The sequence below is a fragment of the Acidiphilium rubrum genome, assembly GCF_900156265.1.
GTDB lineage: Bacteria > Pseudomonadota > Alphaproteobacteria > Acetobacterales > Acetobacteraceae > Acidiphilium > Acidiphilium rubrum.
Window position 1 is genome coordinate 36,794 of the sequence record NZ_FTNE01000024.1, and the last position, 23,675, is coordinate 60,468.

Below are 23,675 nucleotides of genomic sequence, written 5' to 3' on the forward strand. Positions count from 1 at the left end.
TGCCCCTGGACCCCGCCAAAGGCGGAGCCTTTGGAATCCATTAGTTTTAGGGGTAGGGAGGGCCGGCTGCCGGGCTCTCAAACAGTATTGTCTGGACGCCCTCCCTACCCCTAAAACTAGCGGGTTCTAAGGGCTAAGCCCTTAGCGGGGGTCCAGGGGGCAGAGCCCCCTGGGCTTCTTCCTTGAGCCCCACCCCCGTCACCTGCCGGTGCAGCGCTTCGCGGATCAGCCAGGCGAGGGTGTCCGCCGCGGCGTCGGGGGAGAGGCCGCCTTTGGTGTGGATGTTCGAGATGCAGTTGCGGGCAGAATCGCGGCAGCCGCGTTTGGGGGCGTAGGTGAGGTAGATGCCGAGGCTTTCGGCGACGCTGAGGCCGGGGCGTTCGCCGATCAGGATGGCGCAGAGCCTGGCGTTGAGGGCTTCGCCGATATCATCGCCGATGGCGACACGGGCCTGGGTGGCGATGACGATGGGGGCGATGCGCAGGTGGGGCAGGCGGCGGCGCACCGCGTTGAGTGTGGGGATGGCGTTGGCGGCGACGGCGGTGGCGGAGAGGCCATCGGCGATGACGAACACCGCATCGTAGTCGCCCGGGGTGAGCAGGGGACGGCAATCGGGGTGCAGGCGGCGGCCGAGGTCGGGGCGGCGGAGGTATTGCTCGCGGCTGGCGGCTTCGCTGTGGACGGTGATGACCGGCGGATCGAGCGCTGCGCGCAGGGCTTCGACATCGAGGCTGGCGTGCACCGCATCGCGCGCTTTGGCGTGGGCGAGCTGGAAGGCGAGCACGTCGTGCATCGGCATGGCGTCGCCGATGCGGCCGAGGCCGATGCGTGCGTTGGTGGTGGCGCGGAGTTTGGCCCAGGGGTCGTTGGCCCGGGGATCGTTGACGGTTTGGGGGGTCAGGTCGGGCTCAGGCGGCATCGGCGCCGATCAGGCGTTGCACGAATTGGCGTTCGGGCAGGCGGACGCGGCCGCGATCGTCGAGCATGCCCATGGTTTCGAGCCAGGCCTCGAACTCCGGGGCGGCGCGGACGCCGAACGTGGAGCGCAAATAGAGCAGGTCGTGGTAGGACAGGCTCTGGTAGTTCAGCATGATGTCGTCCGCACCAGGGACGGTGATGACGAAGGTGACGCCGGCGGTGGCGAGCAGGGTCATCAGCGTGTCCATGTCGTCCTGATCGGCTTCGGCGTGGTTGGTGTAGCAAACGTCGCACCCCATCGGCACACCGAGCAGCTTGCCGCAGAAATGATCTTCGAGGCCGGCGCGGATGATTTGCTTGCCGTCGTAGAGATATTCCGGGCCGATGAAGCCGACCACAGTGTTGACCAGCAGGGGTCTGAAATGGCGGGCTACGGCGTAGGCGCGGGCTTCGATGGTCTGCTGGTCGATGCCGAAATGCGCGTCGGCCGAGAGCGCCGCGCCCTGGCCGGTTTCGAAATACATGACGTTGTCGCCGACCGTGCCACGAGCGAGCGACAGAGCGGCGTCCTGCGCTTCGGCGAGGATGGCGAGGCTGACGCCGAAGCCGGCGTTGGCGGCCTCGGACCCGGCGATGGATTGGAACACCAGATCGACCGCGCCGCGCCGGTTCATGATTTCGATGGCGTTGGTGACATGGGTGAGCACGCAGGTCTGCGTCGGGATATCGTAGCGCTGGCGCAGCGTGTCGAGCATGTCGAGCAGGGCGAGGCAGTTGGGCACGTTGTCGGTCGCGGGGTTGACGCCGATCACGGCATCGCCGGTGCCGTAGAGCAGGCCATCGAGCGTGGCGGCGGCGATGCCGCGCAGATCATCGGTCGGGTGGTTGGGTTGCAGCCGGGTGGAGAGATGGCCTGGCAGGCCGATGGTGTTGCGGAAGCGGGTGATCACCGAGCATTTGCGGGCGACGGCGATCAGGTCCTGGTTGCGCATCAGCTTGGAGACGCCGGCCACCATTTCGGGCGTCAGGCCGGGGGCGAGCGCCTGGAGCGCTTGGGTATCGGCCTCGTAGGAGAGCAGCCAGTCGCGCAGTCCGCCCACGGTGAGATGGGCGACCGGGGCGAAGGCGGCTTCATCATGCGTGTCGATGATCAGGCGGGTGACGTCGTCGCTCTCATAAGGAATGAGCGCTTCGCTGAGGAAGGTTTTCAGCGGCACATCGGCAAGGATTGTGCGGGCGGCGACGCGCTGGGCATCGGATGTGGCGGCGAGGCCGGCGAGTTCATCGCCCGAACGGCGGGGTGAGGCACAGGCGAGAACCTGTTTCAGGGTTTCGAACCGGAAGGTCTCGCCGCTCAGGATGGCGGAATAGCGGGGCATGCGGGAGTATAGGGGTAAAAAGAGCAGGCAAGCACTTCTTTTTTGTGAACAAAAAAGAAGCAAAAAAAACTTTGTTAATTTGGGCCCGTGCCGGTGAAAGCGCCCGTGCCCCAGGGTCAAAAAGTTTTTTGCTTCTTTTTTCCAAAAAAGAAGTCCTTCCCTTCCCTTTCCCCCACCGTACTCCCCCGCACCTCAAGACTCATACTCGTCTCATCGATCGTAGCCGGGCACGCCTCACCGCGCCGCAGCGCCTCGATCACGGTGCGCAGGATAGCACCGGCGCGTTGGCCGATCTGGGCGGCTTCGACGGCGATGGTGGTGATACCGGGGTGGCTGCAGCGGGCGATTTCGAAATCGCCGAAGCCGCCGATCGCGATGGTTTGCGGCACGGCGATGCGGCGGCGCTGGCATTCGCTGATCGCGCCGAAGGCGATCGGGTCGCTGGCGCAGACCAGGCCGTCGATATCGGGCCAGCGGGCGATGGTGCGGGCGAGACCGGCGGCGCCGTGGTGCATCGAGAGCGGCGGCAGGCCGTAGCGCAGCGTGCGGGGTGGGCCGAGCCCGAGGCGGACGAGGGCTTCGAGGTAGCCGTGTTTGCGGGCTTCGCCGCGGGGGTCGCGCGGCGAGGCGCCGCCGAGGAAGGCGATGCGCCGGCGGCCGATGGCGGCGAGGTGTTCGGTCATCATGGCGCCGGCGGCGCGGTTGGAGAAGCCGACGACATGGCCGATCGGGGTGGCCGGCAGGTCCCAGGTTTCGACCACGGGAATGCCGGAGCGGGCCAGGCGATCGGCGACGCGGCTGGTATGGACGCCGCCGGTCAGCACGATGCCTTCGGGGCGATGGCGCATCATGGTCTGCACCAATTCGTCCTCGCGGCCGATGCGGTATTCGGTGGTGCCGAGCAGCAGGTCGAGCCCGGCTGCGCGCAGTTCGGCTTCGAGACCGCGCACGGTTTCGGCGAAATTGGCGTTGTCGATCGAGGGCACGATGACGGCGACGAAGCCGGAGCGGCGGCTGGCGAGCGCGCCGGCGGCGGCGTGGGGCACGTAGTGCAGCCGGTCGATTTCGGCGAGGATGCGCGCCTTGGTTTCGGGCGCGATGCGGTCGCCGCGCAGGGCGCGCGAGACGGTCATTTTCGAGACGTTCGCGGCGCGGGCGACGTCGTTCATAGTCGGCGCGCTGCGCGTTGGGGTGGGTGTTGGCGGTTTGGTCATGGCGGCGGTTTCAGAAGGTGATCTGGACTTTCATGGCGCGGGTTTTATCGGCGGCGAGGGCGAAGGCGTCGGCCGCCTGATCGACCGGGAAGGTCGCGCTGAGCATGGGGGCGACATCGATCGCGCCGGTGCCGAGCAGGGCGACGGCGTGGGCGAATTCATCGGTGAAGCGGAAGGTGCCGAGCAGGTCGATCTCCTTGGTGACCAGGACCATCGAGGCGACCGGCAGATCGCCGCCGAGGCCGACCTGGACGATGCGGCCGCGCGGGCGGACCACCGACATCAGGGCCGGCAGCGCGCTCGGGGCGCCGGAGGCTTCGAAGCCGATGTCGAAATAGCCGCGATCGGCGGTGAATCGATCGAGCGCCTCGGGGGTGATGGCTTGGTCCGCACCGAGGGTGCGGGCGAGGGCGAGGGGCTCGGCGGCAATGTCGGACGCGATGATTTCACCGGCACCGGCATGGCGGGCGGCGAGCAGGATGAGCATGCCGATCGGGCCCATGCCGGTGATGACGACGCGATCGCCCGGGCGGAGTGCGGCGCGGGTGAGCGCGTGCAGGGCGACGGCGAGCGGTTCGGCGAAGACGGCGATCGATGGATCGAGCCCGTGCGGCAGTTTGACGAGCTGTCTGGCCTCGACCGTGACTTCGGTGCTGAACGCGCCCTGGACATGCGGGCGACGCATCGCGCTGCCGAAGAAGCGCATGTCGAGGCAATGGTTGCTCATGCCTTCAGTGCAGAAGCGGCAGATGCCGCAGGGCAGCGCGGGGTTGATCGCCACCGCATCGCCCACCGCGAGGTCCGTGACGCCGGAGCCGAGGCCAGCAATGGTGCCGACGACTTCATGCCCGAGCACCATGGGTTCGGCGAGCCGGACCGGGCCGAAGCCGCCGTGGCGGACGTAGTGCAGATCAGACCCGCAGATGCCGCCGCGATCGATCCGCACGCGCACCTGGCCGGCGCCGGCTGGCGGAGCGGTGCGCGGTTCGACGCGCAGATCGCCGGCGCGATGGATCACGATTGCGGGCATGGAAAATTCCTCCTTGAGACGCCGGGCGGCTTTGTGTTACGAGGGTTGTGTTAGCGGTAACATGCTCCGGAATTGTCGCGACGGCAACGCGGGTTATGGTACGGCTGACGCGTTTGATACGAAACCATAAGAATAGCGCCCGCCGGCCGAATGGTCAGGACCGGGCGCAGGGCAGGATGATGACGAACCAGGCGTTTGACCTCAGCGGGAAACGTGCCTTGATCACCGGCGGCAGCCGCGGCATCGGGCTGGCGATTGCGGCTGCACTCGCGCAGGCGGGTGCCGCCGTGGTGCTGAATGCGCGCGATGGCGCCGCACTCGAACAGGCGGCGGCCGGCTTGCGCGCGGCGGGGCACAACGTGGCGAGCCAGGCGTTCGACGTGATGGACCCGGCGAGCGTGGAGCGCGGGGTTGCGGCGATCGAGGCGGATGGTGCCATCGACATCCTGATCAACAACGCCGGGATGCAGCACCGGATGGCGGCGGAGGATTTCGCCGAGGCGGATTTCGACCGGCTGATGGCGATCAATGTGAAGGGCGCGTTTTTTGTCGCCCAGGCGGTCGGGCGGCGGATGATCGCGCGGCGGCGCGGCAAGATTATTAATATCGCGTCGGTGCAAAGCGAGCTGGGCCGCGCCTCGATCACGCCCTATGCGATGTCGAAAGGGGCGGTGCGGCAATTGACGCGCGGGCTGTGCGCCGAGTGGGCGCGGCATAATATTCAGGTCAATGCGATCGCGCCGGGGTATTTCCGCACCGAGCTGACTTCGGCCTTGGTGGCCGATCCCGCGTTCACCGCCTGGCTGGTCGCCCGCACGCCGGCCGGGCGGTGGGGCGAGGTGGCGGAGCTGGGCGGCACCGCGGTGTTTCTGGCCTCTGCCGCCGCCGATTTCGTCAATGGCCAGACCATCTTCGTCGATGGCGGGCTGACGAGCGTGGTATGAGCGCTGCCCAGGTGCCGCCGCTGCTGGAGATGCGCGGCATCGGCAAATCGTTCGGCGGCACGCGGGCGCTGGACCGGGTGGATTTCACCGTCGGGCATGGCGAGATCGTGGCTCTGCTGGGCGAGAACGGCGCGGGCAAATCGACCCTGATCAAGATTCTGGCCGGGATTCACCGGATGGATGAGGGCAGTATCGGGTTTCAAGGGCGGGTGAGCACGGGATCGCCGGGGTTGCTGCCGATCCGCTTCATTCACCAGGATCTGGGCCTGTTCGACTGGATGACGATCAGTGAGAATTTCGGGCTGACGCTGGGGTTTTTGCGCCGGTTCGGGCTGATCGACCGGGCGGCGAACCGCGCGCGCACGGTGGCGGCGCTCGCCGCACTCGGGCTCGATCGGCATCCCGACACGCGCATCCGCGATCTTGGCCGGGCGGAGCGCGCACTGGTGGCGATTGCCCGCGCGCTGGCGGCGAACGGCGAGGTGCTGGTGCTCGATGAGCCGACCGCGAGCCTGCCGGCTTCGGAAGTGGCGCGGCTGTTCGATGCGCTGCGGCAGTTGCGGGCGCGCGGGGTGGGCATTGTGTACGTGTCGCACCGGCTGGACGAGGTGTTCGAACTGGCGGACCGGGTGGTGGTGCTGCGCGATGGCCGGCTGGCCGGCGCCGGGCCGGTGGCGGGGCTGACGGCGGACCGGCTGATTTCAATGATCGTCGGGCAGGGGTTCGCGCGACACCGGCGCACCGATTGCGCAGCCGGCACCGCGGTGCGGCTCGCGTGCCGGTCGGTGATGATCGAGACGGCGGCGCCGCTCGATGCGGCGTTCCGGGCGGGCGAGATCGTGGGCCTGGCCGGGCTGGTCGGCGCCGGGCAGGAACGGCTGGGGCGCGCGCTGTTCGGCCGGGCGGTGGTGCATGAGGGCGCGATCACGCTTGATGGCGCGGCCTATGCGCCGCGCGATCCGCGCCATGCGATGGCGCGGGGGATCGGGTTCGTCGCCGGCGACCGGACCGGGGAATCGACCGCGGCGCGGCTGAGCATCGCGGAGAATGCGTTTCTGAACCCGTATGCGCATGGCATGGGCGCGCTGGAATACATCACACCGCGCCGCGTGCATCGGCGCGCGCATGCGCTGGGGCGCCGGGTCGGGCTGCGGCCGAACCAGCCTTGGCTGCTGCTCGAACAATTATCGGGCGGCAACCAGCAGAAAGTTGTGGTGGGGCGCTGGCTCGATCAGGGGGCAAAGCTGCTGGTGGTGGAGGACCCGACTTCGGGCGTCGATGTCGGCGCGCGGGCCGAGATTTACCGGCTGTTCGCCGAGGCGGCGGCGGCGGGGGCGACGATTTTGGTGGTGTCGTCGGATTTCGAGGAAATCGCGCAGATCTGCGACCGCGCGCTGGTGTTCGACCGGGGCGCGGTGGTCGCCGAACTGGCGGGCGACGCGCTCACCATCGACCGGTTGATCGCGGCGGCATCGGCCGGGGTGTTTTCGCGGCGACATGAAGGGAGTGCGCATGGAATCGCTCAAATCTGACGCGCTGGAGCCGAGCGGGGCCGAGCGCGAGAGCATGGGGCGCGGCGAGCTGGTGCGCCGCGGGCTCACCACCTACGGGCTGCCGATCATCACATTGTTCCTGATCGCGCTGTTCTCGATCCTGTTGCCGGATACGTTTCCGACCGCGGACAATATGCGCGCGGTGTTCGTGGTGAAATCGGTCGTGGCATTGCTGGCGCTCGCCGCCCTGCTGCCGATGATCGCGGGGCGGATCGATCTGACGGTGGGGTATGGCATCGTGCTGTGGTCGATCATCGCGATCAGCCTGCAGGTGCAATATCACTGGCCCTGGCCGGTCGCGGTGCTCGCCGTGCTGGTGCTGGGCGGGCTGTTCGGGTTGATGAACGGGCTGCTGGTCGAGATCGCGCAGATCGACAGTTTCATTGCCACCTTGGGCACCGGCACGATCATTTTCGCTTTGGCGGAATGGTATACCGGCGGCGAACAGATGGTCGGCACGCTATCGGCCGGGTTCACCGCGATCAACGACGGGCGGTTGCTCGGGGTGGTGCCGCTGCCGGTGGTCTATGTGCTGGTGATTGCCTTCGTGCTGTGGCTGGTGACCGAGCGGATGCCGCTGGGCCGGGTGCTGTACGCGATCGGCGCAAACCGGCGCGCGGCGGAGTTGAACGGCATTGCGGTGCGCACCCATGTAGTCGGGGTGTTCATCGCCTCCGGCGTGCTGACGGCGTTCGCCTCGGTCGTGCTGGCGGCGCAATTACGGATCGGCACGACCAGCCTGGGGCTGAGTTATTTGTTGCCCGCCCTGGTCGGCGCGTTTCTTGGCTCGACCACGATCAAGCCGGGCCGGGTCAATGTCTGGGGCACGGTTGCCGCCGAGGTGCTGCTGGCGGTCGGGATTTCCGGGATCGAGCAGCTGGGCGGGGCGTTTTTCGTATCGGATTTGTTCAACGGCATCACGCTGGTGCTCTCGATCGGCCTGGCCGGTTTCGCGCAGCGCCGCCGTGCGGTTCATCTGAAGGCGGTGCGGCCGGCATTGGTGCCGGCACCAGCTGCCTCGGCAACAAGGGGGGATTTATGAAACCAGGAATGATCATCGCCATCGCGGCGGCATCGGCCGGATTGTCCGGGCGGGCGCTGGCCGATACCACCGTCGCGGCGGCCAAGGCGTTCGTCGCGGCGGCGACCAGCAAGACGATACCCTACACCGGCCCGACCACCGGGCCGAAGGCGGTGCCGGGCAAGTTCATTGTCTATGTATCGACCGATCAGTCGAACGGCGGCGCGCGCGGTGTGGCCAAGGGCGTGGCGGCGGCGGCCAAGGCGATCGGCTGGCGCTTCCGGCTGATCGACGGCAAGGGCACGGCGGCGGGGCAGAACGCCGCGTTGTCCTCGGCGATCGCGCTCAAGCCGGCGGGCATCGTGCTGGGCGGGGTGGATGCGGTGCAATCCGCGCCGTTCATCGAGCAGGCCGACAAGGCGGGCATCAAGGTGGTGGGCTGGAATGCATCGCCGCGTCCCGGTCCGATCGCTTCGCCCGGCGTGATCTATAATGTCACGCAGAACTCGCTGGACGTCGCGAAGGCGGCAGCGCTGTACGCCATTGCAAAGTCGGATGGGCACGCGAACGTGGTGATCTTCACCACCAGCGAGTATGCGATCGCGATGGCGAAATCGGCCGAGATGGCCAAGACCATCAAGCAATGCGCCGGGTGCAAGGTGCTCGCGGTCGAGAACGTGCCGCTGGGTGCCACCGCGACACGGATGCCGCAGGTGACGGCGGCGCTGCTGTCGAAATTCGGCAAGACCTGGAATTATTCGCTGGCGATCAATGATCTGTATTATGATTATATGGCGCCTGGATTGTCGGCATCCGGTCGCAAGGGCGACGGCCCGCCGTATAACGTGTCGGCCGGCGATGGTTCGGAATCGGCGTTTCAGCGCATCCGTTCGAAACAATTCCAGACCGCGACGGTGGCGGCGCCGCTGGAGCTGGAAGGGTGGCAATGCGTCGATGAGCTGAACCGCGCCTTCGCCGGGCAGCCGCCGGCGACCGAGACTGATCCGGTGCATCTGTTCACGCCGGACAACATCGATCAGGACGGCGGCAAGACCAATGTGTTCAACCCGTCGAACGGCTACAAGGCGGTGTTTCTGAAGATCTGGGGCAAATCGGCCTGATGACACGGCCAGGGCACGCGGCTTACGCGAGCGTGTCCTGGAGCGCCGTCAGGACTGCGACAAGGTCGATCGGGTGGGCCGAAGTGATTTCGAGGTCGCGGTCCTCGAAGGCATCGACGCCGGGGTTGTTGCGTTGCCAGGCGGCGATGGCGGCGTCGCGCGCGGTCAGCAGATCGGCGATGTCGGCCGCGAACAGGGCGAACAGGGCGTTGATGCACTGGCTCACCGGCCCGCCATCGCTGACCTGATAGGCGCGCGCATAGCCGATTGCCTGCGGTGCCGGGATGAAATCATCGTCGGTGACCCAGCGATTGGTGGTGAACAGAGCGGTGGGGCGGCCGCAGCGGTCGAGCGCGATGGCGATCAGATGATGGATCGGTGCGCCCTCGCCCCGCCCGGCCGGGCGGATGAAGGTGTGGATATGGCCAATTTCCGCCCAGGTCGGGCTGACCGCGCGCGCCGTGTCCGGCGCGTGGGCGTGGAAGTAATATTGCGCGCCGCTAACCGGATCGTGGACATCGCCGGGCGGATGATGCTCGAAGGCGATGAACGTCGCGCCGGCCAGCAGGGCGGCGACCAGGTTGGAGCCGCGATCCTCGATCGATCGCAGGGCGGCGACCAAGGCGGCGGCGGCCGCCAGACGGGCAGGATCGGCGGCGGGCATGGCGGGGTTTATTTGCCGGCGCAGGCACCTGATTTCATTTTTTTGTTGGCCATCGCGGCGTGACCGGGCTTGGCGTTGGATTTCGCGCCCATCTTGCCGCCGGCGCAGGGGTTGGCGGCGGTTGCGGCCTGGGCGGGTGCCGCGCTCACGAGACCGGCGATGGCGACGGCCGAACCAAGTGCGAGGGCTGTGCGTGTGATCGGGTGGGGCGCGGTTGGGTTTTTCATGGCGGTTCCTTCCAGGGCGCTACGGCCGGGTTGATGGATGTGATCGGGCCGTACCTGTCAGTCTGATATACGCGGTGTCGCAGGTTTTGGTTACCGTTCGTGCCGAGGATTTTTTCGGCGGCGCGGGTCTGGCTGGCCATGGACAGCGGCGGGGCGGCATCGGATGATCGGGGTCGCTTCTGACGGAGGATGGATGGCGGAGGAAGACGCCAACTGGCGCATCTGGCTGGCGGCGGCGCAGGCGGGCGACCGGCGGGCTTATGGGGCGTTGCTGGCCGCCGCGCTGCCATGGCTGCGGGCACGGGCGCGCGGGCGGTGGCCGACGGCCACGCTGTCGGATATCGAGGATATCGTGCAGGAGACGCTGCTGGCGTTGCACCGCAGCCTTGCCTTGTACCAGCCGCCCCGGCCGGTGGCGCCGTTCCTGTTCGGCATCATGAAGCTGCGCGGAGCCGAAGTGCGCCGCCAGCGCCATCGCCACGCGGCGCGTGAGACGATTCTGGACGATGTGCCGGTAACCTCGCAGGCGTTGCGGACGAATCCGGATCAGGATGCGGCGGTGGATCAGGCGGCGATGCAGGCGGCGATCGGGCGGTTATCCCCGCGCGATCAGGAGATTCTCGATATGCTGAAATTGCGCGAACTGAGTTTGCTGGAAGCCGCCGCGGTTTCCGGGCTGAGCGTGACGGCGTTGAAGGTCGGCACGTTTCGGGCGATCCGGCGGCTGCGGCGTGCCATGGGGGTCGAGGATGTCGAATGAACGCCTGATCGCGGCGCTGGCCGATGAACTGAGCCCGGTGCGCCGCGCACCGGCGCCGGGGCACTTGACGATGTCGTGGCTGGCCGTGACGGTGCCGATACTGGCACTGGTGACGCTGATGATGGGGCCGCGCCCCGCCCTGCTGTCGTTGCTGCTGCGGCCCGGCTTTGCGCTCGACGAGGCGCTGGCGCTGCTGACCGCGATTGCCGCCGCCTATGCTGCGTTCTGTGCCGGCCGACCTGATCAGCCGGGCTGGAAATTACTGCTGCCGGTGGGGGCGATGGCGCTTTGGCTGGGTGTGCTGGGCCGGCAATGCCTGTTGCTGTCGGTCAGTACGCAGGGCGGCGCGCTGCGGCTGCATGTCGATGCGATGTGCGTTCCGGCCATCGCGGTCGCGGGCATCGCGCCGGCGGTAGCGATGGTGTGGCTGCTGCGACGCAGCCCGATGTTCCGCACCGCGCACGCCTGCCTGTGCGGGGCGCTCGCCGCGGCGGCGCTTGCGGAGTGCACGCTCCGGCTGTTCCATGGCAGCGACAGTTTTCTTACGCTGCTGGTATGGCAGATGGGGAGCGTCGTCTTGTTCACGTTGGCCGTCGGTGCCGTAGGTCGGGCGGCTCTGGGCCGGGCCAGATCGGGGCGGACCGTCAGTTACGCCGGGTCCTGAGCGCAGGGTGGCGTTATGATCGGCGGTGCGCGGTGATCGGCACGCTGATCCGCACGATCAGGCCGGGGGCATGGTCGTCGAGCGTGATCGTACCGTCGTGGAGGGCGACCACGGCCTTGACCAAAGCAAGGCCCAGGCCGTGGCCGGCGGTGGTGCGCGCCGCATCGAGCCGGACGAAGCGGCGGAACACGCGTTCGCGGTCGGCATCGCGGATGCCGGGGCCGCGATCGGCCAGTTCGATCGTGACGGCGCGGTCCTGCGCGTGCGCCGCCAGCGTGATGGCGATGCCGGGCGGACAATGGCGGATGGCGTTCTCGATCAGATTGACCAGCATCTGCGTGATCAGCGCGGCATCGCCCTGGATGATCAGATCATCCGCGATCGCATGGGTGAGGCGCTGGTCACGGTCTTCGGCCACCAGCTCGTAGGACTCCGCCAGCGCGCGGCACAGGGCGGACAGGTCGATCGGCTCGAAATGCCCCTGCACCGCCCCGGCCTCGACCTCGGCGATCCGCAACAGGGCAGCGAAAATCGCGATGATCTGTTCGACCTGCTGCAACGCCTGGGCGTAGCCCGGATCGGTCACCGCGCCGCGCTGTGCGTGCACCAGATGATCGCGCAGCCGGGTGAGCGGTGCCCGCAGATCATGCGCGATGTCGCTGGTAACCTGGCGCGCGGTTTCGACCAGGCGATCGATCGTGGCGAGCATCAGGTTCAGGTCGGTGGTCAGGAAATCCAGCTCGTCGTCGATGCCGTACAGCTTGATCCGGTGCGACAGGTCGCCCGCGACGATCTGGCGGCTCGCCTCGCTGATCGCGCGCACCCGTTGCAGGCTATAGAGCGCGATCAGCAGGCTCATCAGTAGGCCGAGCGAGATCATGAAGCCGAACACACCGGCAAACAGCCAGGCGATTTCGGTGTTCAGCCGCGCGAAGACCGAGGCATCCTCGCCGATGAACAGGATGTCGCCGTCGGACAGGCGCTGGCCGATGCCATCGATCGCGCGCACACGCGGCGGCATGCCGGGTAGGTTCCAGCGCGTCAGGTGGCGCCAGAGCAGCGGGCAGGTAGATCTGCTTGTCGATGCCGCCGACCATCATGCTGACCTTTTGCAGCTTGGGCGCGGCATGGGCGGCGGGTGACGCGAGCACGCCGGTGGCGACGACCGCCGCGGCGGCGATGCCGCGCAGCAGGCTGGCTGATGAATGCTTGAACATTGGACGATCCTCCATGATTGTTGAGACTGGTCGTGGCCGGTGGACTACAAGCCGGCCTGGCTTGTTTCGGTGGCGGCGGGTGGCCGCCAGGCGAGCAGCCGGCGTTCGGCGATCGACATGAGGCCTTCCGCCGAAACCGCGATCAGGCCGATGATGAGCATCGCGCCGAACACGCCGTTGGTGTCGAAATTGTTCTGTGCCGTCGCGATCACGAGGCCGAGCCCCTTCTGCGCGCCGAGGAACTCACCCACGATCGCGCCGATGATCGAGAAACCGAGGGCGACATGCAGACTAGCGATGATCCAGGTGGTCGCGGAGGGCACCACGACATGCCAGACCACCTGCAACCGCGAGGCACCGAGGATGCGCGCATTGGCGACCAGATTGCGATCGACGCTGCGCACACCCTGGAACGCGTTGAAGAACACGACAAAGAACACCAGCACGGCCGCGAGCATGACTTTCGAGGGCAGGCCGAGGCCGAGCCAGATCACGAAGATCGAGCCGAGCACGATGCGCGGCAGCGCGTTCACCATTTTGATGTAGGGGCCGAGAATATCCGCGAGCAGCGGGATTTCGCCGAGCAGCACCCCCATCACGACGCCGCTGATCACGCCGACGGCGAAACCGAGCAACGCTTCCTCCATGGTCACCCATATCTGTAGCCAGAGCGAGCCATAGGCGGTGCCGTGGACCGCCCAGTCCGCGAGGCGCAGCAGAATGCCCCAGGGCGAGCCGGCGAAGAACGGGTCGAGGATTTTGAAATGGGTCAGCAGCTGCCAGCCGGCGACGATCACGATGAAGGTGCCGATCTGGCCGGCCCGCACCGTGAGCTTGTAGTTGCGCACCCGGCGGCGCGCCGCGACGGCGAGCGGATCTTCGACCTCGAAGGCCGGTGCCGGGCCGCCGCGCGGGGTGATCGGGGCGTCGCTCATGATGCTGCCCTCCGCGCAGTGGCCGCAGCCGACAGGGCATAGGTGCGTTCGACCTCCTCGCGCAGGGATTCCCAGATCTGGCGATAGAGTTCGAGAAAACGCGGGGTGAACCGGATATCCTGCACCGCACCGCGCGGGCGCGGCAGATCGATTTCATAGACCGCCTTCACGGTGGCGGGTCCGGCGGTCATCACCACGACCAGATCGGCCATTGAAATCGCCTCCTCGAGGTCGTGGGTGACGAACAGCACCGATGGCCTGGTCTGCTCCCACAGGCGCAGCAGCTCATTGGTCATGATGGCGCGGGTTTGCACGTCGAGCGCTGAAAACGGCTCGTCCATCAGGAGCAGGCGCGGTTTGTTGATCAGCGCCGCCGCCAGGCTGACGCGCTTGCGCATGCCGCCGGAGAGCTGATGGGGGTAATGATCCTCGAACCCGGCGAGGCCGACCACGCCGAGCCAGCGCCGCGCTTCGGCCAGCGCATCGCGCGTGGCCATGCCGCGGAATTTCGGGCCGAGCGCCACGTTGTCGAGCACCGATTTCCACGGCATCAGCGCATCGGTCTGAAACACGAAGCCGGCGTTGGGCGTGATGCCGTCGACCGGTTTACCGAACACCCGCACCTGGCCGGCGCTGGCGCGTTCGAGCCCGGCGGTCAGCGTCAGGGTGGTGGATTTACCGCAGCCGGTGGGTCCGACCACGGCGCAGAACCGACCCGCCCCGACACGCAGATTGACATCGCGGATCGCCGTCATGGTCGAGCCGGTCGGCGTGACGAAGCGTTTCGTCACACCGGTCAGTTCGATGCCGTCTTCAGTTGATACACTCATATCGATACTCTGCTGTTGGTAGCGGGGCTGTTGGTAGCGGGGCTGTTGGTAGCGGGGCTGTTGCTAGCCGGGCTGTTGGTAGCGGCGCTGTTGTTGGCGGGCTCAGAAATGCCAGATCCCCCCGAATTCGAACCGATCGGCATTTTTCGGCGGCACGTTGGTGCCCCGCTGGAACTGCTTCTGGCCGATCATGCCCTCGATCCCGAGATCGACGCTGGGCACCGGCCGGTAAATCAGGTTGATGTGGGCGGTCTTGGTGGCGATCGCGTTCGCGGTATCGACCGGCAGGAAACCCGCGAGGTTGAGATGATTGTACCCGATCGCGACGGTCGAGCGCAGCTTGGCGGTCCAGAAATGCTGGACCCAGGCGGTGAATCCCTGGTCGTCCTGCACTTTCGAAGCAATGGTCAGCGGCGTCCCGGTCACGCCGTTGTCGACCGCCAGCACCGAGGCGACGTTACCGCCGAAATCATCGGGGATGTAGCGGCCGATCGCGCCGGACCAGAGCTGGGCGCCGATGTTGTCCTGCCCGAAGCCCTTGTTGATCGCACCGAGGTTGAGGGTGGTGCCGACCAGGCCGGCGCCGGTGATATGGCTCACCCGGTCGCCGTAGCCATCGGTGTAGGCGACGTCGCGTACCACCGCGCCGAGCTGAAAGTGCAGCAGCTTGCTGGTGTATTGATACCGCGCGCTGAAATCGGGCATCGGCTCGGTGACCGAGGGGACCTCGATATTGTCGCGCGTGTCCTGATAGCCGCTTTGCGGGCTTTCCGCCGCGATCGAGACGATCGATGCCTTGTTGAACGGGAAGGTCAGGCGGATCTGTTCGGTGCGCTCAGCCGGAATGCCGGCCGGGCCGCCGTTGTCGAAGGTCTCGGGCGTGTCGGTCGCATCGAGGAAGTTGGAGTTGAGCATACCGAGCGTGAGCGGCCCGATGGTGCCGTAGGCGAACACGATGCGCGCTGAATAGGAGTTGTTCTGCAGCGCCTGATTGTAGTCGCCGCCGGCGACGAACCCATAGAAATCCAGCGCGAAATTCGTGGTGATCGGGCCGAGGTCGCTCGGCGTGCTGGTCTGCACGATCAGGCGCGAGACCTTGCTCTGGAACTGGAAATCACCCGCGCTCGCGCGTCTTGCCGGGCTGGGCGGCAGCAGATTGCCGATCGAGAATTTCGGGCCGAAATTCTGGGTCGGGCTGTATTCCGCCTGGAAATTGATGAAGCCGCCGATATGGATCGAGGTGTTGGTCCCGGGAATCACGAACGAGCCCGGCAGCGCGCCCATGGTGACGTACTGGTTGTTCGGCAGGCCTTCCTGCTGCGCCCGGGTGGGCGATTCCTTCTGGGACATTGTGGCCAGCACGGCATTGCGCGCGGCGATCAGGGTTTCGTCGTGCTTCTGGCGGGTGGCCATGGCGGCGGCGCGTTCGCGCATGGCCAGCGCGCGGAGCTGTTCCTTCCGCTCGACCTGGGCCTGATTAGCCTGGATCGCGGCCAACTTGGCCGAGAGCGCGTTGATCTGGGCCTGCAACTGGCTGATCTGGTCGGCCTTTGCCGCATGCGGCATGGCGGCGGCCAGCGCAATGGCGGAGCAGACAAATAGGGCGTGTTTGGAAACTCTCATCGGCACCGTTCCTCCCAGAACATTTTTTTGAACAGCCCGATCCGGATGGCCGGGCCATGTTGAGGGCGTGGATGACGGATCGGTAATTCCGCATCCATGGATGAAATCGTGTGGATTTGTAATGTGCAGCGGCCGGCAGCGCGGAGCCGGCCCGGGCGGCCTAGCGGATAGGGTCGTCCTGCATGGTCGGGGCGTCCTGCGTGTCCGGCGCATCGGGCGCGCCGGGGGCGGTGGCCCAGGCGAGTTCGACCAGCGTGACGATGCGGCGCCCGGCGCCATCGGTCTGGCAGACGATCAGCCCCTGTTCCTCCATATAGGTGAGCAGGCGGCGGGCGCGGCCGAGCGAGCGGGTGCCGTAGGCGCGCGCGATCGCCTGATCACCCGGGCACGGCAGACCCTCGCGGGCGGTGCGGGCGATCATCATGAAAATACCCTGGATATCCTCGGGCAGCACGGCGGCGCGGGCTGCGATGTCGCGCCAGATATCGTCTTCGGCCATGTCGCTGCTGATGCCAGCGCGGGCGTGGGTCAGCATGCGGCGGAAGGTGACCAGATCGGGGGCGACGGTGCCGAGACCGGCGATCCGGCAGCGGACCAGGAAATCCTGATACAGCACGCCGATCGCGCGGAACCCGGCTTCGGGGTCGGCCAGGATGGCGGCCAGAATCCGATCGAGCCGGGCCGCGCGTTCGGCCCGCTCGGCCGGGCTCGCGTCCGGCTCGGGCGATGGGCTGCGGCTTTCGGCGACCAGCGGTGTCGCGGCCATCAACTGGCTCAGCAAATCAGGCGGCGGCGTCGCGGGGGCGCGGCGCGGCAGGCGCACGGCATCGGGCGGGGTTGCGGCAAGGATGACGGCGCGGGCATCATCGAGTGCGGCTTCGGGCAGGGGCAGCAACGATGGCGGCGCGTTGCGCGGCTGGGTTGCCGTGCCGCCGATGCGGATGCCGAGCGGACGGCGGCTGAGCGCGGGGCCCAGCGCCATGAAATGGCCGCGTTGCAGATCGCGGAACGCTTCGGCCTGGCGGCGTTCCATGCCGAGCAGATCGGCCGCGCGGGCCATGTCGATATCGAGGAAGGTGCGGCCCATCAGGAAGTTCGACGCCTCGGCCGCGACGTTCTTGGCCAGTTTGGCGAGGCGCTGGGTCGCGATAACGCCGGCGAGGCCGCGCTTGCGGCCGCGGCACATCAGATTGGTCATGGCACCGAGGGCGAGCTTGCGCGCCTCATCCGACACCTCGCCGGCGACGGCGGGGGCGAACAGCTGCGCTTCATCGACCACGACCAGCATGGGGTACCAATGGTCGCGGCCGACTTCGAACAGGCCGCCGAGGAAGGCGGCAGCGCGGCGGAGCTGGGTTTCGGCATCGAGCTGTTCGAGGTCGAGCACGGTGGAGACGCGGTGGATGCGCGCGCGTTCGCCGGCGAGTTGCAGGTCCTGTTCGGTATGCAGTGCCGCATCGATCACCAGATGGCCGAACCGCTCCGCCAGGGTCACGAAATCGCCCTCGGGGTCGATGATGGTCTGCTGCACCCAGGGGGCGGATTGTTCGAGCAGGCGGCGCAACAAATGGGATTTGCCGGAGCCGGAATTGCCCTGCACCAGCAGCCTGGTCGCCATCAGTTCCTCGAGGTCGAGCATCGCCGGCGCGCCGGCCGCAGTGGACCCCATATCGATTGCAGTCGTCATGTCTTGATGTGTAGCCCTTCAGCATGGATGGGCTCATCGATCGGGCCTCACCCGCCAAGTCTTTACCCCGCCGGCGGCGGCACCGCCAGACGCGGAGGGATGGGGTGGCGTTAGGCGGATGTTAGGAATGATGCGGTATCACCGCCTTCGTTGCAGCGGTTTGAAGCCTTCCGCCCATCCACAGAGAAAAAACCGATCGATCGCTGCCGGTTTTCTTTGTGGCCCAGACAAAAAATGGACTTTGATATGATGCTCGATGCCGCGGCGACGCAGAAATGGATGGGCCGGTTGCGTGAGGCGACATCGGCGATATCGCCCAACAGCGGCGCATTGGACTGGCTACTCCGCCAGACCATCCACACACACATGCACCGGATTGCGGTGCTGCCCGCCTTCGGGCTCACGCGCGGCACCATCCGGGTGCTGGACGTTGGCGCCGGGACCGGCGCGCTCTGCCTCGATATCGCCTGGCTGTGCGGGCCGGAGGCACGGATCATCGCGGTCGATCGGGATGCGCAGAGCATCGCACTGCTGCAGGACCTGGCCGCGCGGCTCGGTTGCACAATCGAGAGCCGGCTAGGCGAGGCGTATCGGCTGCCCGTGGCGTCCGCCAGCCAGGATTTGACGGTGTGCCGGTTCCTGTTCCAGCACCTCGACCAGCCCGCGGCGGCGCTGGCTGAAATGATCAGGGTAACCGCGCCGGGCGGCCGGGTCGCGGTGATGGATGTCGATGACGGGGCGTGGCTGTCCTACCCGGGGGAAGCGCCGGTTCTGGAGCAGTTGAACGAAGCGATCCGGCTGTGGCAGGCATCGATCGGGGCGGGCCGGCAGATCGGGCGGCGACTCTATCATTTGTTTCGATCCGCCGGATTGACCGAATTGCAGGTGCTGTCGGTGCCACGGGTTCGGCTCGGCACCTATTACGGACGCAACCACGAGCTCGAGGCGCATCACAAGGCGTATTACCTCAATTATCGCGACGCGCTGATCGGCGCCGGGCTGATCACGGCGGCAGCGTTCGACGCCGCGATCGCGGCGCTGGAGCGCTCGATGAATGACGATGATTTCGGCTTCTCTTCGGATTTCATCGCGATCGGCCGGGTCCCGTACGCCTGATTCGCGGCGGTTGGCGCAGGTGTGAAGAGCGGCACAACCGACGGCCACGGGTTCGACGCGCTCCAGTATAGTTGCAACGGGCCAGACTGTTCTGCATGAACGGTCTCGCCGACACCAATTCACTCACCGCAGGAATTTGGGCGCTCTAAGGCAGCCGCGCCGTTCCGTATCAGGGCGAAGCGGGGCCAGAGTTTCCAGTGTATCGCCGTCATGATCCGGAAAATCTGGTGGGCGCGACAGGGATTGAACCTGTGACCCCCGCCGTGTGAAGGCGATGCTCTACCGCTGAGCTACGCGCCCGATCCGACCGGTGATCTAGCTTTACCCGGGGATTGACGCAAGAGGGCGCCAATCGGTCACGTCGCCCGGGTCGGGCGGGCGCTGGCGAAGGCGATGCCGAGGAAGCCGACCAGGCACGCCACGCTGAAGCCGTTCAGCGTGATCAGGCTGGAATATTCAGCACCGCTGTAGCGCTTCAACGGCACCCAGGTACCGAACCGCAGCACGCCGTAGGCGATGAATGGCAGTGCCGCGATCGCGAGCGATACGATGCGTTCGCGCTGGTGAAACCCCAGCGTGCCGAGCAGGACGCAGGGGATCAGGAACAGCGCAGTGCCAGAGGAGAAGCCCAGCACCGCGCTGCACCACACCGTGTTCAGCACGCCCACCACGGTCAACACCAGCCGGCCCGCCAGCCCATTGCGCCGCGCGACGGCGGGCACCACCGCCCAGAACGGAAAGGAACACAACGTCAGCAGGATCGACGGTGCCGCATCGCGCCCGAGCACCGCCCAGAGATAGAGCGGATAGAACGGCGTATTGCCGGCCAGCACCATCGCCACCTTGTTCAGCGCGAAGGTCAGCGGATCGTCATGCGCGACGTAGCGGCCGAGTGCAGCGAACAGCGACTTCATCCCGCCGGGCGCAGCCGGTAATGGCTGACGCCCCAGGCATCGCCGCCGCGATGGCCGAACAACCCCTCGGTCGCGAGGAAAAAGAGCCGCCAGCGGCGCTTCCACAGCCCGGCATCGGCCCGGTAGACCGATTGCAGGATATCATCGATCGCGCCCTCATGCCGGTCGTAATTGTCGAGCCAGTCACGCGCGGTGCGGGCATAATGCGCGCCGCTCCAGCGCCAGTCCGCCTCCAGCGTGAACAGGTCGGGAAACTGGGTGATCAGCCCGTGGCTCGGCATGATGCCGCCGGTGAAAAAATGCTGGGCGATCCAATCCGCACGGTCGTGATGATCGAACCGATAGGTGCCGCGCCGGTGGGAAAACACGTGCAGGAACAGCCTGCCCTCCGGCGCCAGCCAGTGGCGGATGCGGCCAAGCAAGGCGCGCCAGTTCGACATATGCTCGAACATTTCGACCGAAACCACACGGTCGAACCGGGCATCGGTCTCGAAATCGTTCATGTCGGCGGTGATGATCGTGAGGTTGTCAAAACCGCGCGCCGCCGCCTGCGCCTCGATATAGGCGCGCTGCGAGGCCGAGTTCGAAACCGCGGTGATAGTGGCTTCAGGATAATGCTCGGCCATCCACAGGCTCAGCGAACCCCAGCCGCAGCCGAGTTCGAGAATCCGCTGGCCATCCCCCAGTCCCGCGTTGGCGCAGGTGCGCTCGAGTGCGGCAATCTCGGCCTCGGCCAGGGTGCTCTGGGCGGTGTCGTAAAAACAGGAGGAATATTTCCGCCGTGGCCCGAGGACCAGGCCGAAAAATGCCGCCGGCACCTCGTAGTGCTGCGCGTTCGCCGCATCGGCATGCAGCGCAACCGGCAGACGCGCCATCTCGAGCGCAAATGCCCGCTCCGTCGTGTCCGACGCATCGGCCAGCTTCCGGTCGGTCCGCCCCACCAGGCCGGCAATGCCCTTGCGGGTCAGGCTGTCGGGGATCGGCAGGCGTTCGGCGACATCGGCCATGGTGGCTGCGAAATTCATCAGTCTCTCCGGTGCAAGGGTCCTACCCCCGGAGTACGCCGCAACGCGGCCATTGGATGATGCAGAATCGACACGCGCCCGATCCCGCATGGTTACTGGCGCTTGGGCGGCAGTGGAATCATCGGGCTCACCCTTGCCTGATAGTCGCGGTAGGCGGCCCCGCGCGACTCCACCATTTCCCGCTCCAGCGGTGGCACGCCGGAGATTTTATCGAGCAGCACATACATGAACACCGGCCCGATCAGGGCGAGCAACCCCGGCCACCACAGCCCGGCCAGCGCGATCAGCGGATAGCTCAGCCAGATCAGGAACTCGAAAAAATAGTTCGGATGGCGCGACCACCCCCACAACCCGGCCTCGCACACCTTGCCTTTGTTCGATCTGTCGGCGCGAAACGCATGCATCTGCCGGTCCGCCAGTGCCTCGCCGCCGATCGAGATCGCGAACACCGCAAGCCCCGCCAAAGTCCAGCCGAACGACAACGGATGCGGATTATTGGCCGCGGTCATCACGCACAGCGCCAGCAGCCAGGCCACCACCGCCTGGATCATCAACAGCCAGAACATCCGCGATTCGAACGCCGCCCCCCACTCCGCCCGAAACCGGGCATAACGCGCATCCTCATGCGTGATCGCGCGCGTGCGCTGCACGATGTAGCCGCCCAGCCGCGCCGCCCACAGCAGCACCAGCACCGCCACCAGCAACCGCCGCCCCACCGGCGCCGGACCGATCGGCACCAATGCGCCGATCGCGCCCGCAATGCCGGTGCCGAACGTCCAGAACGCATCGACCCAGCCGGAATTGCGCGTGCGCTTCTGCGCCGCCCAGGCCCCCGCCATCACCAGAGCCAGAAACACCAGCAGTACGATCGCAAGAATAAGATAAGGCATGGGCTTAACATTCATCGCGCCGGCGCCCCGTCAAGGGGGCGGCTTCGGCATGGCGCCAGATTGGCCTATATCCAGACCAGCCCAACCAGGAGCCCCCAATGTCCAGGATCGACGAAACCCGCAGATTCATCCCCGTCGCCATCGCCGTCATGACCGTGTCCGACACAAGAACCTCGGCCAACGATACCTCCGGCGATACACTCTCTACCCGCATCACCACCGCCGGCCACCACCTCGCCGATCGGACCATTCTGCGCGACGACGCGGACCTGATCGAAACCCAACTCCGCACGTGGATCGCCAACCCCGCCATCGACGTCGTCATCACTACCGGCGGTACCGGTGTGACCGGACGTGACGTCACCCCCGAAGCGTTCGACCGCGTGCTCGACAAGCACATCGAAGGCTTCGGCGAACTCTTCCGCATGCTCAGCTACCAGAAGATCGGAACATCCACGATCCAGTCCCGCGCCATCGGCGGCGTCGCCGGCGGCACCTACCTGTTCGCCCTGCCCGGCTCAACCGGCGCCGTCAAAGACGGCTGGGATGATATCCTGCTGTTCCAGTTGGACTCCCGCCACCGCCCCTGCAACCTCGTCGAACTCATGCCCCGCCTGCAAGAACACCTCACCACGGCATCGCCATAATGGCTCCTTTGCCCCCTCGACCCCCACCAAGGGCATCTCGGTGCTTACGCGGCCTAGGGCCACGGTCGCCTTGAGCCCTTAGGGAACCTCTGAGCAGCCGAGTTTTTCACTATCGTGTCTGTTGTGCAAACAGTGATCGACCGGCAACGGCTGTGTTGGGCCACCCGACGGCGCAAATTCGTAGCGATTTTGGACTTTTGGGCGGCTTCCAGAGCCTTTTTTCCGGGCGCTGGACAGACTCGCCCCCGACCCTCAACCCGCCGGTGTGATCACCCGCCGTGCGATGTAGAGGTTCACCAGCGCAAACTGGCTGAATAGGTGCTGCTCATTCTTGAACAACCCGCGATACCGCACCTTCGTATGGCCGAACTGGCGCTTGAGAACCCGGAACGGATGCTCGACCGCCGAACGCAGCGCTGCCATCAGCCGGTTCAGCCGCTTCTGCTCAGGCGTCGTGTCGTAGCCTTTCGTGCGCTTGAATGGCACAAACCAGCGCGGGCCAGCCTCGTCCTCTTCGCGCACACGGTCCGGCTCGCGCGTTTTGTCGGCGTAGCCGCGGTCACCATGCGCCGTTTGCTCGTCGCCGTGCAGCAACGTCTCCGCCATGCTGTAGTCCGACACCTTACCGGTCGTGACCTCCAGCGCATGCACCAGGCCGTGCGCCGTATCGACGCCGATATGCGCTTTCATGCCGAAATGCCACTGGTTGCCCTTCTTGCTCGACGTCATCTCCGGGTCGCGTTGGCGGGCTTGGTTCTTCGTCGAGGGCGGGGCGGCAATCAGGGTTGCGTCCACAATGGTGCCTTCGCGCAGGATCAGGCCTTGGTCCGTCAATAGCGAGACAACCTCCTGGAACAGACTTTCCGCCAGTTGGTGCGCCTCCAGCAAATGGCGGAAGTTCAGGATCGTCGTCTCGTCGGGCATGCGACTCTCGCCCGCGTCCAGTCCCGCAAAGCGGCGCAGCGCGGGGATATCGTGCAGCGCTTCCTCCATTCCGGGGTCTGAATAGCCATACCAATGCTGCAGCAAGTGGATCCGCAGCATCGTGCTCAACCGATAGGGCTTGCGCCCTCGCCCGGCGAGCGGATAGTGCGGTTCGATCAGTGCCTCCAGCCGCCGCCACGGCACCACGCGCTCCATCTCCGCCAGAAACACGTCCCGCCGGGTGATCTTCCGCTGTTTGCGGAAACCGTCATACTCAGCAAAACTGCGCTGCATCCAGGGTCATCCTCTCTGTCAAACCCAGTGAATCATACCGAAAGCGTATCGTAAAGGACTTTTTCAGAGTTTCCTTAG

At 66.4% G+C, this 23,675-nt stretch carries 23 protein-coding genes and 1 tRNA gene; 8 read left to right on the forward strand and 16 right to left on the reverse strand.

From position 1 onward, the window contains the following. Positions 1–133 precede the first annotated feature (133 nt). The 4 genes from eutC to BW994_RS14920 all read right to left on the reverse strand — a co-directional run bounded on the left by eutC (position 134) and on the right by BW994_RS14920 (position 4,541). A complete protein-coding gene (eutC, locus tag BW994_RS14905; protein WP_029312570.1) occupies positions 134–919 on the reverse strand; it encodes an ethanolamine ammonia-lyase subunit EutC in 786 nt (261 codons plus the stop codon). After that, the gene (locus tag BW994_RS14910) at positions 909–2,297 is read right to left on the reverse strand and encodes an ethanolamine ammonia-lyase subunit EutB (protein WP_029312569.1); all 1,389 of its coding nucleotides are present in this window, start codon (positions 2,295–2,297) and stop codon (positions 909–911) included. The genes eutC and BW994_RS14910 overlap by 11 nt, the downstream gene beginning before the upstream one ends. A gap of 116 nt (positions 2,298–2,413) precedes the next feature. After that, positions 2,414–3,511: a LacI family DNA-binding transcriptional regulator gene (locus BW994_RS14915; protein ID WP_076454674.1), complete on the reverse strand. Its 1,098-nt coding sequence runs from the start codon at positions 3,509–3,511 to the stop codon at positions 2,414–2,416. A 10-nt stretch (positions 3,512–3,521) separates the two neighbouring features. Beyond that, the gene (locus BW994_RS14920; protein ID WP_029312567.1) at positions 3,522–4,541 is read right to left on the reverse strand and encodes an L-idonate 5-dehydrogenase; all 1,020 of its coding nucleotides are present in this window, start codon (positions 4,539–4,541) and stop codon (positions 3,522–3,524) included. A 176-nt stretch (positions 4,542–4,717) separates the two neighbouring features. Here BW994_RS14920 and BW994_RS14925 point away from each other — a divergent pair, with 176 nt between their 5' ends. From BW994_RS14925 to BW994_RS14940, 4 genes are read left to right on the forward strand one after another with little or no spacing between them, the layout of a single operon-like run. After that, on the forward strand, positions 4,718–5,485 hold the full coding sequence (locus BW994_RS14925; RefSeq protein ID WP_029312566.1) for a glucose 1-dehydrogenase: 768 nt from the start codon (positions 4,718–4,720) through the stop codon (positions 5,483–5,485). Continuing rightward, positions 5,482–7,017, forward strand: a complete 1,536-nt coding sequence (locus BW994_RS14930) for a sugar ABC transporter ATP-binding protein (protein ID WP_051657445.1) — start codon at positions 5,482–5,484, stop codon at positions 7,015–7,017. Before BW994_RS14925 ends, BW994_RS14930 begins: the two co-directional genes overlap by 4 nt. Beyond that, the gene (locus BW994_RS14935) at positions 6,998–8,080 is read left to right on the forward strand and encodes an ABC transporter permease (protein WP_029312564.1); all 1,083 of its coding nucleotides are present in this window, start codon (positions 6,998–7,000) and stop codon (positions 8,078–8,080) included. Before BW994_RS14930 ends, BW994_RS14935 begins: the two co-directional genes overlap by 20 nt. Continuing rightward, complete coding sequence (locus tag BW994_RS14940) at positions 8,077–9,180, forward strand: substrate-binding domain-containing protein (protein ID WP_029312563.1); 1,104 nt, start codon at positions 8,077–8,079, stop codon at positions 9,178–9,180. Before BW994_RS14935 ends, BW994_RS14940 begins: the two co-directional genes overlap by 4 nt. A gap of 22 nt (positions 9,181–9,202) precedes the next feature. On the opposite strand, the gene BW994_RS14945 is transcribed toward BW994_RS14940, so the two are convergent. Continuing rightward, positions 9,203–9,844 (reverse strand): DUF6969 family protein, encoded by a 642-nt coding sequence (locus tag BW994_RS14945; RefSeq protein WP_029312562.1) that lies wholly within the window; start codon positions 9,842–9,844, stop codon positions 9,203–9,205. An 8-nt stretch (positions 9,845–9,852) separates the two neighbouring features. After that, positions 9,853–10,071, reverse strand: a complete 219-nt coding sequence (locus BW994_RS14950) for a hypothetical protein (RefSeq protein WP_029312561.1) — start codon at positions 10,069–10,071, stop codon at positions 9,853–9,855. Between the two features lie 193 nt (positions 10,072–10,264). On the opposite strand from BW994_RS14950, the gene BW994_RS14955 reads away from it, so the two are divergent. Together BW994_RS14955 and BW994_RS14960 are read left to right on the forward strand one after the other, a co-directional pair. Beyond that, positions 10,265–10,831: an RNA polymerase sigma factor gene (locus BW994_RS14955; protein WP_029312560.1), complete on the forward strand. Its 567-nt coding sequence runs from the start codon at positions 10,265–10,267 to the stop codon at positions 10,829–10,831. Continuing rightward, on the forward strand, positions 10,821–11,495 hold the full coding sequence (locus BW994_RS14960; RefSeq protein ID WP_076454676.1) for an NrsF family protein: 675 nt from the start codon (positions 10,821–10,823) through the stop codon (positions 11,493–11,495). The genes BW994_RS14955 and BW994_RS14960 overlap by 11 nt, the downstream gene beginning before the upstream one ends. A 13-nt stretch (positions 11,496–11,508) precedes the next feature. Here the strand turns inward: BW994_RS14960 and BW994_RS14965 are convergent, their stop codons facing one another. The 5 genes from BW994_RS14965 to BW994_RS14985 all read right to left on the reverse strand — a co-directional run bounded on the left by BW994_RS14965 (position 11,509) and on the right by BW994_RS14985 (position 17,787). Then, on the reverse strand, positions 11,509–12,516 hold the full coding sequence (locus BW994_RS14965; RefSeq protein ID WP_051657444.1) for a HAMP domain-containing sensor histidine kinase: 1,008 nt from the start codon (positions 12,514–12,516) through the stop codon (positions 11,509–11,511). Between the two features lie 240 nt (positions 12,517–12,756). Further along, positions 12,757–13,647, reverse strand: a complete 891-nt coding sequence (locus BW994_RS14970) for an ABC transporter permease (RefSeq protein WP_029312557.1) — start codon at positions 13,645–13,647, stop codon at positions 12,757–12,759. Continuing rightward, positions 13,644–14,477, reverse strand: coding sequence for an ABC transporter ATP-binding protein (locus BW994_RS14975; RefSeq protein ID WP_035229334.1), 834 nt, complete (start codon positions 14,475–14,477; stop codon positions 13,644–13,646). Before BW994_RS14975 ends, BW994_RS14970 begins: the two co-directional genes overlap by 4 nt. A gap of 102 nt (positions 14,478–14,579) precedes the next feature. Further along, positions 14,580–16,100 (reverse strand): porin, encoded by a 1,521-nt coding sequence (locus BW994_RS14980; RefSeq protein ID WP_029312555.1) that lies wholly within the window; start codon positions 16,098–16,100, stop codon positions 14,580–14,582. Between the two features lie 160 nt (positions 16,101–16,260). Next, positions 16,261–17,787, reverse strand: coding sequence for an ATP-binding protein (locus BW994_RS14985; RefSeq protein WP_051657443.1), 1,527 nt, complete (start codon positions 17,785–17,787; stop codon positions 16,261–16,263). 234 nt (positions 17,788–18,021) lie between these two features. Here BW994_RS14985 and BW994_RS14990 point away from each other — a divergent pair, with 234 nt between their 5' ends. Beyond that, positions 18,022–18,903, forward strand: coding sequence for a methyltransferase domain-containing protein (locus tag BW994_RS14990; RefSeq protein WP_139334143.1), 882 nt, complete (start codon positions 18,022–18,024; stop codon positions 18,901–18,903). Positions 18,904–19,128: 225 nt separating this feature from the next. Here BW994_RS14990 and BW994_RS14995 read toward each other — a convergent pair. From BW994_RS14995 to BW994_RS15010, 4 genes are all read right to left on the reverse strand, one after another. After that, positions 19,129–19,203: transfer RNA gene (locus BW994_RS14995), tRNA-Val, on the reverse strand. Between the two features lie 56 nt (positions 19,204–19,259). Further along, positions 19,260–19,817, reverse strand: coding sequence for a hypothetical protein (locus BW994_RS15000; RefSeq protein ID WP_029312552.1), 558 nt, complete (start codon positions 19,815–19,817; stop codon positions 19,260–19,262). Further along, positions 19,814–20,842 carry an SAM-dependent methyltransferase gene (locus BW994_RS15005; RefSeq protein WP_029312551.1) on the reverse strand — a complete coding sequence of 343 codons (1,029 nt, stop codon included), beginning with the start codon at positions 20,840–20,842 and terminating at the stop codon, positions 19,814–19,816. The genes BW994_RS15000 and BW994_RS15005 overlap by 4 nt, the downstream gene beginning before the upstream one ends. A 92-nt stretch (positions 20,843–20,934) precedes the next feature. Beyond that, a complete protein-coding gene (locus BW994_RS15010) occupies positions 20,935–21,732 on the reverse strand; it encodes a DUF1295 domain-containing protein (RefSeq protein ID WP_029312550.1) in 798 nt (265 codons plus the stop codon). A 98-nt stretch (positions 21,733–21,830) separates the two neighbouring features. Here BW994_RS15010 and moaB point away from each other — a divergent pair, with 98 nt between their 5' ends. Further along, positions 21,831–22,379, forward strand: a complete 549-nt coding sequence (gene moaB / locus BW994_RS15015) for a molybdenum cofactor biosynthesis protein B (RefSeq protein WP_029312549.1) — start codon at positions 21,831–21,833, stop codon at positions 22,377–22,379. A gap of 252 nt (positions 22,380–22,631) precedes the next feature. On the opposite strand, the gene BW994_RS15020 is transcribed toward moaB, so the two are convergent. Next, positions 22,632–23,597 carry an IS5 family transposase gene (locus tag BW994_RS15020; RefSeq protein WP_029313732.1) on the reverse strand — a complete coding sequence of 322 codons (966 nt, stop codon included), beginning with the start codon at positions 23,595–23,597 and terminating at the stop codon, positions 22,632–22,634. Between the last annotated feature and the right edge of the window lie 78 nt (positions 23,598–23,675).

Excerpts from the sequence above, each read along its gene's own strand:
- eutC (WP_029312570.1), bottom strand. The coding sequence starts at position 919 with ATGCCGCCTGAGCCCGACCTGACCCCCCAAACCGTCAACGATCCCCGG.
- BW994_RS14910 (WP_029312569.1), bottom strand. The coding sequence starts at position 2,297 with ATGCCCCGCTATTCCGCCATCCTGAGCGGCGAGACCTTCCGGTTCGAA.
- BW994_RS14915 (WP_076454674.1), bottom strand. The coding sequence starts at position 3,511 with ATGACCAAACCGCCAACACCCACCCCAACGCGCAGCGCGCCGACTATG.
- BW994_RS14920 (WP_029312567.1), bottom strand. The coding sequence starts at position 4,541 with ATGCCCGCAATCGTGATCCATCGCGCCGGCGATCTGCGCGTCGAACCG.
- BW994_RS14925 (WP_029312566.1), top strand. The coding sequence starts at position 4,718 with ATGATGACGAACCAGGCGTTTGACCTCAGCGGGAAACGTGCCTTGATC.
- BW994_RS14930 (WP_051657445.1), top strand. The coding sequence starts at position 5,482 with ATGAGCGCTGCCCAGGTGCCGCCGCTGCTGGAGATGCGCGGCATCGGC.
- BW994_RS14935 (WP_029312564.1), top strand. The coding sequence starts at position 6,998 with ATGGAATCGCTCAAATCTGACGCGCTGGAGCCGAGCGGGGCCGAGCGC.
- BW994_RS14940 (WP_029312563.1), top strand. The coding sequence starts at position 8,077 with ATGAAACCAGGAATGATCATCGCCATCGCGGCGGCATCGGCCGGATTG.
- BW994_RS14945 (WP_029312562.1), bottom strand. The coding sequence starts at position 9,844 with ATGCCCGCCGCCGATCCTGCCCGTCTGGCGGCCGCCGCCGCCTTGGTC.
- BW994_RS14950 (WP_029312561.1), bottom strand. The coding sequence starts at position 10,071 with ATGAAAAACCCAACCGCGCCCCACCCGATCACACGCACAGCCCTCGCA.
- BW994_RS14955 (WP_029312560.1), top strand. The coding sequence starts at position 10,265 with ATGGCGGAGGAAGACGCCAACTGGCGCATCTGGCTGGCGGCGGCGCAG.
- BW994_RS14960 (WP_076454676.1), top strand. The coding sequence starts at position 10,821 with ATGTCGAATGAACGCCTGATCGCGGCGCTGGCCGATGAACTGAGCCCG.
- BW994_RS14965 (WP_051657444.1), bottom strand. The coding sequence starts at position 12,516 with ATGCCGCCGCGTGTGCGCGCGATCGATGGCATCGGCCAGCGCCTGTCC.
- BW994_RS14970 (WP_029312557.1), bottom strand. The coding sequence starts at position 13,647 with ATGAGCGACGCCCCGATCACCCCGCGCGGCGGCCCGGCACCGGCCTTC.
- BW994_RS14975 (WP_035229334.1), bottom strand. The coding sequence starts at position 14,477 with ATGAGTGTATCAACTGAAGACGGCATCGAACTGACCGGTGTGACGAAA.
- BW994_RS14980 (WP_029312555.1), bottom strand. The coding sequence starts at position 16,100 with ATGAGAGTTTCCAAACACGCCCTATTTGTCTGCTCCGCCATTGCGCTG.
- BW994_RS14985 (WP_051657443.1), bottom strand. The coding sequence starts at position 17,787 with ATGACGACTGCAATCGATATGGGGTCCACTGCGGCCGGCGCGCCGGCG.
- BW994_RS14990 (WP_139334143.1), top strand. The coding sequence starts at position 18,022 with ATGGACTTTGATATGATGCTCGATGCCGCGGCGACGCAGAAATGGATG.
- BW994_RS15000 (WP_029312552.1), bottom strand. The coding sequence starts at position 19,817 with ATGAAGTCGCTGTTCGCTGCACTCGGCCGCTACGTCGCGCATGACGAT.
- BW994_RS15005 (WP_029312551.1), bottom strand. The coding sequence starts at position 20,842 with ATGAATTTCGCAGCCACCATGGCCGATGTCGCCGAACGCCTGCCGATC.
- BW994_RS15010 (WP_029312550.1), bottom strand. The coding sequence starts at position 21,732 with ATGCCTTATCTTATTCTTGCGATCGTACTGCTGGTGTTTCTGGCTCTG.
- moaB (WP_029312549.1), top strand. The coding sequence starts at position 21,831 with ATGTCCAGGATCGACGAAACCCGCAGATTCATCCCCGTCGCCATCGCC.
- BW994_RS15020 (WP_029313732.1), bottom strand. The coding sequence starts at position 23,597 with ATGCAGCGCAGTTTTGCTGAGTATGACGGTTTCCGCAAACAGCGGAAG.